A 14,979-nucleotide genomic window follows, 5' to 3' on the forward strand; every position below is an offset into this window, starting at 1 on the left:
GCGAAGATTAGGCATGTTTATGAAGAGAGAGAATTTATGAAAAGGATTAAACAAATATAAAAACATCATAAAACCTTAGTAAGAGGATGAGTTATCAGCAGTGCTAACCTTAGTAATACAGATGACACCCAAGAGCAATTATACCTTATTAGCTTATAAAAAATGATGTCTAAGAAATAAGCTAATCCACAAATAGAATCCACCACTCCACAATGTGGTGAATACTCATCGTGGGTGGTGAATTCTCAAAGGTTGAGTTTCTGTGAAGTATGGTCATATTACTAAGGTTGGAGAAAAAAGACTAAGGTTTTTATGAAGGGAGATATTTTATAAATGTGAGTAAAGGAAAGAACATCGCATAACCTTAAAAAGAAAATTAAGTTGTTAACAGAGGTAACCTTAGTAACAGAGCGTTGCCCAGATGAGAATTAACCTAATTAGCTTATTTAACTAATAATGTATATAAGTTTTTTAATAAGAGGGTAAAGCAGCTTTGAAAATAGACTATAACAATTTATATACCCATTTTATTTTTATAACACTCAACCGTTCACCTATGATTTTGGAGAGGCATAGAGAACGAATAGAAAAATATATAACAGGAATAGTTAACAACAATAATTCCAAGTTATACGCAATATATGCTAACCCCGAACATGTTCATTTTATTGTATCTCGTAGTCCCAAAATTTCTGAAGAGACTTTGGCAACGATTATAGCGGAAAGTTCGGAGAGATTTATAAATAAGAATAAATTATGTATTGGACGGTTTGCATGGCAAGAAACGGCTGCTGCATTTTCAGTTTCAAAATCGGATGTAGATAAAGTATGTAAATACATATTAAATCAGCCTAAACATCATAGGAAAATAAGCTTTGCTGATGAATATGAGTCATTTGTAAAGTATTATGAAAAAAGTCTAAAAATAGATAAACTAATAAGCTAATAAGGTTGAGTTTTTGAAGGAGAGAATTTGTTACTAAGGTTAGGGGAAAAAGAAAAAAGTTTTTTTGAAGAAGGGGATTTTATTAGATAATTAAATTGGTAAAAGGAATTATCGTATAACCCAAGAAAGAAGATAGAGTTATTAATGGTAGTAACCTTAGTAACAGAACGTTGCCTAGAGTAAGATTAACCTAATTAGCTAATACATAGGAAGAAATTTGGGTAATAAGGTAACCCACAAAGCGGTGAATTCTCAAAGGTTGAGCATCTGCGAAGATTAGGCATGTTTATGAAGAGAGAGAATTTATGAAAAGGATTAAACAAATATAAAAACATCATAAAACCTTAGTAAGAGGATGAGTTATCAGCAGTGCTAACCTTAGTAATACAGATGACACCCAAGAGCAATTATACCTTATTAGCTTATAAAAAATGATGTCTAAGAAATAAGCTAATCCACAAATAGAATCCACCACTCCACAATGTGGTGAATACTCATCGTGGGTGGTGAATTCTCAAAGGTTGAGTTTCTGTGAAGTATGGTCATATTACTAAGGTTGGAGAAAAAAGACTAAGGTTTTTATGAAGGGAGATATTTTATAAATGTGAGTAAAGGAAAGAACATCGCATAACCTTAAAAAGAAAATTAAGTTGTTAACAGAGGTAACCTTAGTAACAGAGCATTTTCCCGATTGAGAATTAACCTTATTAGCTTATTTAAGTAGACATGGTCAAATAATCCTGTGCGAAAAAAGAAAGAATTTTGATTCTATCATAGAAGGTATATAAACAAAACAATTTACATGATAAAATTTTAGTCGAAAAAAGCAATTTTTTAAACTTCACAAATTCCTTGACAAAGAGAGCACCTTATGTTAAATTCATGTAAAAAATTACAGTTTTTGTTGAAAATCATTAGCCAGTGGCGCTTAATAAAAAATGAATAAAGAATTTAATAATGGAATATTCCCCAGCTCAAGAAGGGGAAGTTTCATGTGTTCTTTTTTAAAAACTCTGTTCTTTAAACCAAAAAATGTTTTTAACAAACTAAAAAAGGAGGAGGATATTGGAAATTTTTTTACAAAGTAACTCACCTAATGTACCTATCATTATTTAATCAATTAAAATGGAGAGAAAAATGCCAAAGGAAAATTTTTACTTTTTTTTGCTCTATTATGGTTAATAGTTTAATTAACATTTTGGAGGTTTTCTTATAATTATGTTAAACACAATATCAAAATGTTTCATGGTATTTAAAAATTATTTAGAAGGAGGCTGTATGAAAAAAGCTGATAAATTTAAGCTACTTACTTTTTTTAGTATCAGCTTAACTATCTTTTTGAGCAGTTGTATTGATACAGGTGTACAGATAATACCCGATAGTTTCAACTTGAGGACACAGTTCAAAATCGTTAATTTGAATACCAATGTCGGGAATGCATCGTTTACTATTAAAGACAATGCAGGTGCCACTGTTACCACTGTATCTAACTTAGCTGCCGGCAGCGAATATCCGGCAAGTGGACAGCCATTTTTTGATACCCCGGCTGGTTCAAAGACGTTTAGTATAACTTATTCTGGAATTAGTGCAACTGACGAAATTAAGCAAACACTCCCTTCAGATAAAAAAATTAGAATTTTTCTGATTGGAGATGCAGGAACCAGAACACTTGTATACTCTTCACAACGTTACCTTGAAGCAGAAAAAGGTACAGATTTAGGGAAATCAATTTTCCTCCCAGATACAACTTCAGTTTACATCTTTAATGGTTCTACCGACGTAACTATCGACAGTGTTAATTTTAATGGAGGTGGCGTTAATAAGACTCTTACTACAGCAGTAGCAGCTGGAAAGGGAAGTGGTAAGTATAGCAATATAAAAACCGCTGCAAGCTACAATGTGACAATTTATTCAGGTGGCTCTGCAGTTTCAACCTTTACAATGAATGCACAGTCTGAAAGCAGATATACTTTAGTTTTGTTCGGTTCTAAAGCTGCTAATAATTTGCAAGGTAAAGTATTTCTTGATGATTAGTAACAAAAAGTTTAATAAAACTATTTCGGAGGTAAATAATATGTTTCGAAAAATTATTTCGTTAATGAGTTTTATTTTACTATTTGCATCGGTTGTGCTGGCTCAAACAGGTAGAATTTCTGGAACTGTTATAGACCAGCAAACAGGTGAACCTTTAGTTGGTACAAACGTTATTGTTATGGGTACCAACTATGGCTCAACTACCGATGCTAATGGTAACTTTTTAATAACTCAAGTACCTGTTGGTGTTTACGATGTGAGAGCTTCTTACATCGGGTATCAGACAGTTACTATTCAAAATATAAGAGTAGTTTCTGGCTTAACTGCAGAGGTTAATTTTAAACTCCCTTCAAGTGATATTGTAACTTCTGAAGTCGTTATTGTCTCTCAAAGACCTCTAATAGAAAAAAGCGCAACTAATGCTGTAAGAATTGTCAGCGCTGAGGATTTAACTGCACTGCCTGTTAGAAGTCTTAATGACTATGTTGCTATACAACCTGGTGTTGTTAGACAAAATGGTATGACTTTTATACGAGGAAGTAGACCTGATGAAACTGGATACATACTCGAAGGTGCTGATATTAAAAATATATTAAATAGAAATGGAGGCTTCCTTGTTACTTCTACTCCAGATGCTTTACAGGAAGTTTTAGTACAAGCTGGCGGCTTTACTGCCGAATATGGCAATGCAAACGCTGGTATTATACAGCAAGACTTTAAAACCGGAACCGATAAGTACCATTTTTCTTTAAGATTGGAAACTGACAATTTTGGCAATTATCCGGGCGATCAATTCCTTGATACTTATTCTTATGGATACTCAGATTACACTTTTACTGTAAGCGGACCGGTTACAAACAAATTAAAACTCTTTTTATCCGGTGAAAATTATTTTATTAGAGATTACTCACCTATGTTCTTTGATGCTAACCCACTTTATTATTCAGATGGTGCTAGGTTCGACAATACTAAAGTTTATGACTCTGGAATTTATGGAGGTAAAACTACAGAAGGTCAAATATTGACATGGTCGGGTGGTAATATACCAGGCAGATTTCAAAATCGTTATACACTTAATGGAACTGCTCTGTTGGATATGAAGCCCTTAATTGTTAGATTAGCTGGTGCATATACTTGGCAGAGAACGAGGACTAATGATCCTAACGTTATAAATTTATTTGATACACAAAGATTACCTATTAATGATGCTACAAATTTGTTGTTGAACTTAAAGGCAAATTATTTTATTAGTGCTCATTCTTACTTAGAAGCCAATGTTAATTTCTTCGACCAAAGAGGAAAAACTTATGACCCATATTTTGAAGATAATTTTCCTGCATATAGTGATAGTTTGTTAGGAGTTCAATATGGGTGGACTTATTATAATCGCTTCTCTTCACCAGTTGCTTATGACTTCTATGGATTTCCATTTAATAGACCGGGTGCAGTATTAACAGGTTACTCAAAGAGCCAAAACAATTATATCGGAGGTTCAATTGCTTATACAGCACAAGTTTCGAATCATGAATTAAAAATTGGCGGGTCATTTCAACGGTGGACAGTAAGAAGCTGGGCTAATGGTGCTCCTGCAACTTTTTTATCCACAATATTGCAACAGCCTGATAAGGCTAATAATCCAGATTCTTTACTTCAGTTAATTGGTTCTTCGTTGTATTTTAATTTTAATAATTATGGATATGACCCACTAGGAAGAGAAACAGATGCATATCCATTTGGACCAAAACACCCTGTTATTGCTGCAGGTTATGTCCAAGATAAGCTTGAGCTAAGTGATTTGATTATTAATGCCGGCTTACGATTTGACTACATTGATATGGATACATGGAAATGGGTTAATCCTTTATTGCCTGTAGTTAATAGAAAAGATAATTCTATCCCTCAAGATCAACTTACTTCTAGCACTAAATACAGCTACATTTCTCCTAGGCTTGGATTTTCATTCCCTGTTACTGATCAGACAGTATTTCATTTACAATACGGTAAATTTATCCAATCGCCTAGCTTAGATCAGGCCTATAGAGGTATTTATCAGTCAGCGGCTATCTTGACAGGAAGTAACTTATTTACAAACCCTATTGCTTATGATCCAGAGCCAATTAGAACTACTCAATATGAAATTGGTTTTTCACAACAGTTTACAGATTTTGCTGCGTTTGATTTAACTGCGTTTTATAAAGACATAAAAGGACAGCTACAGTATGGTTATGTTTATACATTACCAGGCGCCCCAAGAGCACAATACGCTGTATTTCAAAACCAAGACTTTTCAACAACTAAAGGTATTGAGTTAAGTCTGAAAATTAGAAGAGTTGAAAGAATAAGAGCGGAAATTAATTACACTTTCTCGGATGCTTCTGGTACTAACTCGTTTTCCAATAGTGCTATTGGTTCGTTGGAAGTAAATAAAAATGCGCCTACAGTTCTTTTACCACTTGACTATAATCAAACTCACAGAGGCGCAGTAATGCTGGATTACAGATGGGGTAAAGATGACGGTGGACCAATTCTTGAACAGCTTGGTTTTAATTTATTATTTACATTTAATAGCGGTCATCCATTTACTTTTGCTGAATGGCCAGGCTTAGGTCAAAGTCAAGCTTGGACTGGCGGCTTAATACCTGCAACTGATACGAGAGGAAGAAGACCAATAGGACCGCCAAATTCTTCTACAACCCCTTGGGTATATAACCTTGACCTAAGAGTAGACAAAACTGTTTCCATATTTAATTTGGATGTTAATTTCTATGTTTACGTCCAAAACTTATTAAATACCAAAAATGTAATAAATGTTTATGACTTTACAGGCAATGCATTCGATGATGGGTTCTTAAATTCTGCTGATGGTCAACAAATTATATCACAAAGCAGATATACTGAAAGATTTGCCGATTTGTATAATGCCCTGAATCTTACAAATAGACAGCATATACTAAATGTGAAAGGTGTGGATTTATTTGGTACACCACGACAATTACGTGTCGGTGCGTTTATTAATTTTTAATTTAACGAAGTTCTGTTACCTCATGAAAATTAAAAACTTGTGGAGGTTTTTTATATGAGAAAATACAATTATATAACATTATTACTTTTGACTTTTTCCCTTTCATTTTACAGCGTGGATGCTTTTGCTAAAGGTGAAGGGAAAAGCAAGGTAAATATTCAACGTTTTGCTAAAACTTCAGATAATCCATCGGCAAGCGTTGTTGATATTAATAACATAACTTGCTGGGTTAATGATGCTGGCTTCCATGATTGGGTGATTGCTTCTTCTTGGAATGGTCAGTTCCCAAAAGGAAGTGGTGTTGGAGCAATTTTTGCTGAAGGTATTCTTTGGGGTGGACAGGTACATGATGGACAAGACCCACTTGTTAGAGTAAATGGGAATGAATATGGTGGAACTACTGTTCCAGTTACCCGTTTATACAGAGTGCGACCCGATTACCAAACAGCAGATTTAACCGACGATGCAGCAAATTTTAATACTGTTGGGCTCGGTGCTGTTACACCTGCTATGATTCAGGCTGTTTATGACCAATATGCAACTGATTGGAATGAATGGCCTGCGAAAACTGCTAATAATCCTGGAGAAGGTGCCTTGTTTAATGATGTTAATGGTGATGGGGTGTATGATCCTGCGGTAGATATTCCAGGAATTCCAGGTGCATCTCAAACTTTGTTTATTAAATATACTGATGGTAACAACACATCTCTTTGGGGTGCTCCACCAATTGGTTTCGTGGTTACCGAGACCTACTGGGCCTATGCATATAGTGGTGCGTTGGGAAATGTTATTTATAAAAAAGTTGATATTGTTTATAAGGGTACTCCAAAATCTGCACCGGATTCTAGGATTGATAGTTTGTATATTATGCAATGGGCTGACCCGGATGTAGGTTCATCAACCAATGACTATGCAGGTTGTGACACTACGCTTAATTTAGGTTATGCTTATACAGCCGGCACAACAGATGCTTCTTATAATGCTGTTGGATTACCATCACCAGCTATCGGTTATGACTTTCTGCAGGGTGTTTCTCAATATACTGGCAACCCCAGCGATAGCGCTATTTTTAACTTGAAATGGAGAAAAGGTTATAAGTATGTTAATAGAAAACCGATGAGTTCTTTTATTTATTTTGCTGCAGGTGGTGCTTGGTCTGACCCAGGCCATAATTATAATGGCGCATTACAATTTTATAATCTGATGCGTGGGAGGAAACCTTTACCTGCTTATCCTTCTGGCGACCCATTCCCATCGAGCGTTGCTGATGTTAACGACTTAGGCACATTTCTATTAACTGGCGATCCTGTAACAGGCACTGGTAAAATTGATGGTGCAGTGGATGGGCCGGGAGATAGAAGAATTTTAGTGATTAATGGTCCTATTACAATGCATTTAGGCGATACTGCGCAAGTTGTATTGGCACTCGTTGGTGGCATTGGTACTGATAACTTAAGTAGTATTACTGCGATGAAAACTAATGACGCTACTGCACAAATAGTCTATGACCAATTATTTAAATTACCACAAATTGCTCCTCCTTCAGTAGATGTTAGTGAACTCGATCAAAAGGTAGTTCTGAGTTGGGGTGGTAACGTTGCATCTGTAGATAAAATTGAACACTTTTCAGATCAAGGATATAATTTTGAAGGCTATAATGTTTATCAGTTGAAGTCGCCGAGTGCTAATATTAATAATCCAAATGAAGCTATTAAATTAGCAACTTATGACTTGGTAAATGGTATTACTAACATTTTAGATACAGTTATTACAGCTGATGGTGTAGCTTTGCCGGAGGTTGTTGAAAACGGTAAAGATGCAGGAATTTCAAGATCTATTACTATTACGAAAGACGCTTTTACAAAAGCACCTCTTAGAAATGGTCAGGAGTATTACTTTGTAGTTATTTCTTATGCTTATAACCCAGCACCTTTACTCCCTTTCCACTCTTTGAGGTCAGCTGTTGTAGTTAAAAAAGCAGTTCCTCAAACACCAGTACCTGGTGTTAGATATCCAGACGCTACACAAGTTATTAATGCAACCCATACTGCTGGACAAAGTGATGGTACTGTTACAGCATATATTATTCAGCCTGATAGGGTGACAGGGCAGACTTACCAAGTTAAATTTAAAGATGATCCAAATCTTGGTCTAACATGGGGAGTTTATGTTGGTTCTACCCCAAAACTTGAAAACCAAACTAACCAAAGTGGTGATAATAATTACTTATTCGTTGACGGCTTACAAATAAAAGTACAAGGACCTCCATATAAGGGTGTGGATTGGAGTTCGACTGGCACTAGATGGTTAAGTGGTGACCCAAATAATGGCGGTGATTTAATGTTTGGTTCTGTTTTCTTGGGAGCTAATTTCTGGGGTGAAACTACTGTAGCTCCTGCAGATTTGCGTAGTTTGCATGTAGAAGCTTATAAAGTCCAATCCTATGTTGACGCCAATGGGAATGGTAAGTACGATATTGGAGAAATCTATACTGTTGATCCTGCAAAAGGGCAATATGCAAATCTTTACACTACATGGGGCGCAGGTCATTGGGAAAAAACCGCTTTAATTCCATTCAAATTTTTTGCAATAGAACCAGATGGTTCACAACGTCAGGTTGATGTTATAGTTCGCGATAGGGACGCCAACGGACAGTGGGACCCTGATAATGGTGATAATATTCGGTTCAATTATATATTTGTTCTGAATACTACTTACGACCCTACCGGAAATGATTGGAATCCTACAGCAGGCGGTCGGGACTTTATGGCTGAGATTCTGGAAAATGGCGGTCCTGTATTGTGGGTTGCTTGGTGGTACCCGAGAGGAACGAGAGAACAATTTTCATCTGATTTTACTATGGATTTCATTGCTCCTAAGGTCCTTACAAGTGCTGATGTCTTTACATTTACTGCGCCTTCAGTTACAAACGATCCTAATCTTGCAAAAGATGATGTAGACAAAATAAATGTATTCCCAAATCCGTATTATGGATATCAAAATAGAGAAACATCAAGAAGTGACCATTATGTAACATTTAGCCACTTACCGGCTAATGCAACAATTAGAATATTTGACTTAGCAGGTGTTTTGGTTAAGACAATTAAGAAGAGTGACCCCACTCAATTTACAACTTGGAATCTGCAAAATAACGATAATTATCCAGTAGCAAGCGGTATATATATTGTTCATATTGATATGCCGGATTTAGGGAAAACCAAAATATTAAAATTAGCGGTAGTACAAGAACAACAAATATTGAGAGTATATTGATATTCGAAGAGGTATTTATGTGTATAAATACCTCTTTTATAAATTAAATTTTTAATTGGAGGAAATTATGATTTATGAGAACTCACCACTTCGTGGTTTGAAAAGATTGTTACTCATCCTTTTAATATTTGGCTTTGCTACTGTTGAAATATATGGTGGCGGTCAAAACCGGGCTGGAACATCTGCAGCTCCGGAATTAAGGATACCTCTTGGAAGTCGATACCTTGCAATGGGTGGTTCTAATGTTGCTTCCGTTGTAGGCCTCGAAAGTATATATTGGAACCCCGCAGGCGTTGCACTTAGCCCTAATAGTGCCGATGCTATATTCTCTTACCGAAAATATATCGCTGATATGAGTATGAATTACTTGGCCGTCAGCGGTAAACTTGGCATTGGTACATTAGGATTATCTTTTAGAGACCTCAGCATTGGCGATATTAATGTTACAACTATGGACCAGCCTGATGGCACTGGAGAAATTATTAGTCCGACTTACTTTGTACTTGGACTAACTTACTCAAATCAGCTTAGCGACCGTGTATCTATTGGTGCAAATTTTAACTTGATTAACGAAAGCTGGGCAAGAGTAAGTGCTGTTGGCTTTAGCGTTGATGCTGGTGTTATTTATAAAGACTTATTTGGAGTACCAAATTTTTCAGTTGGTGTTGTTGTTAAAAACTTAGGTGGCTCAATGGCTTACAGTGGTAACGGCTTATGGGTACAAGCTGAAGATCCTAAATCAGATAGAGGTCCAACATATTATCAAATTGCTGCTCAATCGTTCGATCTCCCATCTGAGATTTCAATAGGTCTTTCTTATACCAGAAATCTTAACGCTGATAATAAGGTTACTTTCTCAGGGGCTTTTGTTAACAATAATTATACCTACGACGATTATAAAATAGGTCTTGAATATTCATTCAGGGATATTCTGTATGTAAGAGGCGGATATTTGTTCTCACCTCAATCAACTGACGAAACCCCGAATATATATCAAGACTTTACCGCAGGATTTGGTGTTAATTTGTCATCATTTACTAATATTGACTTATCACTTGATTATGCTTATGTCCCTGTAAAATATTTTGATGCTAATCATGCATTTACACTGAGAATCGGTTTTTAATATTTTGTGCTAGTTTTTTAAGGGCAGTCATTCGATTAGAGTGGCTGCCTTTTTTTGTTTTGTGGGTTGGCTTATAATAAATCCTCTACAAGGATTTATAAAAATTATTGTTATTATTTTTCTACAATAATTTGACATCTACGATGTCAATTAACGAACCTCATAGAGGCTCAATTATTTGTAGATTAGATTAGTAAAAATTTGTTGTAGTTTTTCACAACAATTAGGCATTCATGATATCAATTAGCAGAACCTCGTAGAGGTTTAATTATTGTAGAACGTAGTTATTATCAAGAATCCAGGAATCCTCGTAGAGGATTTATAAAGAGAGGGTATTTAATATTTGTTCATGTTGATTCTACAAGGATTTATAAAAAATTATTGTTATTATTTTTCTCAATTATTTGTAGATTTAATTACAATGCCAATCTAAAACCTCGTAGAGGTTTTAATTATTGTAGAATGGTAATATCACCCAAAATTTACGAATCCTCGTAGAGGATTAATAAATGATGTCATTTTATTATTATAATTTAGGCGAGATTCAAAATAAATCCTCTTACAAGGATTTACGCAAAGATTTAGTGGTGTTTTTTTACAATAATAAGACCTCTACGAGGTCAATAAAAAAATCTATAGAATATAAAAGAACATCGTAGATGTTCAATTATTGTAGAATGGTAATATCACCCAAAATTTACGAATCCTCGTAGAGGATTAATAAATGATGTCATTTAATTATCAATGATTTAGATGAGATTCAAAATAAATCCTCTACGAGGATTTACGCAAAGATTTAGTGGTGTTTTCACAATAATAAGACCTCCACGAGGTCAATAAAAAAATCTATAGAATATAAAAGAACATCGTAGATGTTCAATTATTGTAGAATGGTAATATCACCTAAAATTTACGAATCCTCGTAGAGGATTAATAAATGATGTCATTTTATTATTAATGATTTAGGCGAGATTCAAAATAAATCCTCTTACAAGGATTTACGCAAAGATTTAGTGGTGTTTTTACAATAATAAGACCTCTACAAGGTTAATAATAATAAAATTTGCAGAATGGTAAAAGAACATCGTAGATGTTCAATTATTGTAGAATGATAATATCCGCAAGAGTTAACGAATCCTCGTAGAGGATTAATAAATGATGTCATTTTATTATTATAATTTAGGCGAGATTCAAAATAAATCCTCTACGAGGATTTACGCAAAGATTTAGTGGTGTTTTTACAATAATAAGACCTCTACGAGGTCAATAAAAAAATCTATAGAATATAAAAGAACATCGTAGATGTTCAATTATTGTAGTAGTAGAATGATAAAATCCATAAGGATTTGTACAAGATTTTAAGGGTATTTTTTTCACAATAATAAGACCTCTACAAGGTTAATAATAATAAAATTTGCAGAATGGTAAAAGAACATCGTAGATGTTCAATTATTGTAGAATGATAATATCCGCAAGAGTTAACGAATCCTCGTAGAGGATTAATAAAGGGTGTAGAACAAGGATTTAAAAAAAATTTTGTATGTTGTTTATAAAAATTAGAACATCTACAACATCAATTGAAAACCTCATAGAGGCTCAATTATTTGTAGATTTAATTACAATGTCAATCCAAAACCTCGTAGAGGTTTTAATTATTGTAGAATGGTAATATCACCCAAAATTTATGAATCCTTGTAGAGGATTAATAAGGAATTCATATGTACACTAAAAAAAATATTTTTCGATTAATTTTAATAATAACTCCCTTTTCCCTTCTTTTTCTTTTAGAAATGGCATTAAGAATATCAGGCTACGAAAACGAATTGCAGATTGTTTCAACCATAAAAAGGAACGGCAAAAGTTATTACACAATGAACCAACTTGTAGGTAAAAGATATTTTGGCAAAGATCGTTTTTATTACAGAAAAGGCACACACGATTTTTTTGAAGTCAATAAATCGCCGAATACAATTAGAGTCTTTTGTTTCGGTGCATCAACAACAGCAGGCTTTCCGTATGAATATAATGCAACACCAGCAGAATTTTTGAGAGAAAGACTTTCCGCAGCTTTCCCAGATAAAAATATTGAGGTGATTAACACTGCTATTGATGCTACTAATAGCTTTACAGTTGTTGAGTTCGCTAAAGAACTTGTTAATTACGAACCGGACCTTTTTGTTGTTTACATGGGACAAAATGAATTTTACGGCGTTTACGGAGTTGGTTCAACTATATCTGTTGGAAAGAGTCGATGGTTAATTAAGACAAACCTGTGGCTGCAGAACTTTAAGACTTTTCTTCTCATAAAAAATTTTATCAGATGGATTACTGAATTTGTTTCCAAATCAAGAGCTGACGATAACAAAATTCTAATGGAACAAATGGCAGAGAATAATTCAATTATATATGGTGATGAGGATTATAGGATCGCAAAAGAAAATTTCACAAAAAATTACGAAGAGATAATTGAAATTGCCAAAGAAAATAACGTTCCTTTAATTGTATCTACTTTAGTCACTAATGAGAAAGACCTATTCCCATTTGTTACTATGTATTCAAATAATATAGACACTATAAGAAAAAATAAATGCAAAGAATATTATAGACTTGGTCTCGTTTCTAAGGCAAATAAAGACTATAAAACAGCTTTAGATTATTTTAAGAAGTCTATCGAAATTGATTCTTTGCCTGCTAATGTTCACTTTGAACTTGGTAAAATTTATTTAGAACTGGGGGATAATAAAAATGCTCTAAGTGAGTTTACAAAAGCAGTTGATTTTGACGGATTAAAATTCAGAGCACCCTCAGAATTTAATACCATAGTTAAAAAACTTTCTATTAAGTACAATCTACCTTTAGCGGATGTGAATAAAATGTTTCGCCAGCATTCCAAAGATGGAATAATAGGTGATGAATTGCTGGTTGATCACATCCATCCGAACATTAAAGGATATTTCCTTCTGGCAAAATCTTGGTTTGAAGCAATAAAAGAAAATAATCTTCTTGGAAAAGATTTTAAGCGTGACGAAAATGATAGTTTGTTATGGGAAAATATACCTGTAACAGAACTTGATAGTGTGATTGGAGAATTCAAAATACGGCTGTTGCGAAGCAGACCACCTTTTCAAGAGCGCGATCAAAATTTAATAATTCAACCCAAAAATTTTATTGAACAACAGGCATACCTTTATTCTGTAGAACATCAAATATCATGGGGGTTAGCACACCTTAATGTTGAAAAAGAATATCTGTTAAATAAAAATTATGAAAAAGCAGCTAAAGAATTAAAGGCCATTCTTGTGACTGACGATAAGAACTCTACTATATCTATTATGCTGGGGGATATTTATTTACAGACTGAGGACTATCAAAACGCAGAAAGGTATTATTTAGCTGATACTATGTTTTTCGATAATCAGCTTTCCCTGTATAAAATGGGTATTGTTGAAATTAATCTCGGGAAATACGACCAAGCTATAGAATACTTAAATCGGAGCCTTTTTTTATATCAATATCAACAATTCTTAAGACCATCTCAAATTGAAGATGTCCATTTTAATTTGGCATTTTGTTACAGCAAGTTGAATAAGTATGATAAAGCTGTAGATGAACTCAAGATAATATTGAAAAGTGACCCTAAAAATCAAAAGGCAAAACAGTTATTGAAAAGTATAGAAGCATCATTTAAGGATAAGCAAGGATAAGTCGCCTTTAATAGAATATCGATAGCATAGACCAATTGGTCAACTAACAATTTATGGAGAAATAATAAATGCAATGAAAAGATGACAATTAAAAAATTGCAGAGCTTTCAGTTATTGTAGAGTTTGTTCACAGCATCAATTAAAAACTTTATAGATTGTAGAAGATTAATAAGAGGAGGAAGTATGAAACCAGGCGTGTTTACCCAAATATATATTCAAATAGTATTTTCTCCAAAGTACAGGGATCGATTATTAAAAAAGACTATAAGGGGAGAAGTTTTTAGTTACATGAGTGGAATTATTACAAATCGAAAACATAAATCAATTATAATCAACGGAATGGCAGATCATGTTCATATATTAATAGGTGCTAATCCGAATGATAAAATTTCCGATTTGGTTGGGACAATAAAAAGAGAAACATCGACATTTATAAATGAGAAGAGATGGTTCCGGGAAAAATTTCATTGGCAGGATGGCTACGGAGCTTTTTCCTATGGCAGATCACAATTGGATGCAATATATAAGTATATAGCCAACCAGGAAAGGCACCATGAGAAGAAGACATTTAAGGAAGAGTATACAGAGTTATTAAAAAAATTTTCAATAGAATATAATGAAAATTTTTTGTTCGAATTTTTTGATAATATTAACGAATTTTAACTATAATAAATCCTCTTACAAGGATTTACGCAAAGATTTAGTGGTGTTTTTACAATAATAAGACCTCTACGAGGTCAATAAAATAAAATCTGTAGAATATAAGAGAACATCGTAGATGTTCAATTATTGTAGAATGGTGATATCACCCAAAATTTACGAATCCTTGTAGAGGATTAATAAATGATGTCATTTTATTATTAATGATTTAGGC

General features: G+C 34.0%; 7 protein-coding genes. All 7 read left to right on the top strand.

What is annotated here, in order from left to right; genetic code table 11:
* The first annotated feature begins 493 nt into the window (after positions 1 to 493).
* Positions 494 to 946, top strand: a complete 453-nt coding sequence (locus tag ABRY23_13820; GenBank protein ID MFA3784132.1) for a transposase — start codon at positions 494 to 496, stop codon at positions 944 to 946.
* Positions 947 to 2,224: 1,278 nt separating this feature from the next.
* Positions 2,225 to 2,980, top strand: coding sequence for a hypothetical protein (locus ABRY23_13825; protein ID MFA3784133.1), 756 nt, complete (start codon positions 2,225 to 2,227; stop codon positions 2,978 to 2,980).
* Between the two features lie 40 nt (positions 2,981 to 3,020).
* Positions 3,021 to 6,002, top strand: coding sequence for a TonB-dependent receptor domain-containing protein (locus ABRY23_13830; GenBank protein ID MFA3784134.1), 2,982 nt, complete (start codon positions 3,021 to 3,023; stop codon positions 6,000 to 6,002).
* A gap of 54 nt (positions 6,003 to 6,056) precedes the next feature.
* Entirely contained in the window at positions 6,057 to 9,275 is a 3,219-nt protein-coding gene (locus ABRY23_13835; protein ID MFA3784135.1) for a T9SS type A sorting domain-containing protein, read from the top strand.
* 67 nt (positions 9,276 to 9,342) lie between these two features.
* On the top strand, positions 9,343 to 10,401 hold the full coding sequence (locus tag ABRY23_13840) for a PorV/PorQ family protein (GenBank protein ID MFA3784136.1): 1,059 nt from the start codon (positions 9,343 to 9,345) through the stop codon (positions 10,399 to 10,401).
* A 1,718-nt stretch (positions 10,402 to 12,119) separates the two neighbouring features.
* Positions 12,120 to 14,105, top strand: coding sequence for a tetratricopeptide repeat protein (locus tag ABRY23_13845; GenBank protein ID MFA3784137.1), 1,986 nt, complete (start codon positions 12,120 to 12,122; stop codon positions 14,103 to 14,105).
* A gap of 183 nt (positions 14,106 to 14,288) precedes the next feature.
* Positions 14,289 to 14,768, top strand: a complete 480-nt coding sequence (tnpA, locus tag ABRY23_13850; GenBank protein ID MFA3784138.1) for an IS200/IS605 family transposase — start codon at positions 14,289 to 14,291, stop codon at positions 14,766 to 14,768.
* Positions 14,769 to 14,979: the final 211 nt, after the last annotated feature.

Source organism: Melioribacteraceae bacterium 4301-Me (genome assembly GCA_041538185.1).
GTDB classification, from domain to species: domain Bacteria; phylum Bacteroidota; class Ignavibacteria; order Ignavibacteriales; family Melioribacteraceae; genus Pyranulibacter; species Pyranulibacter aquaticus.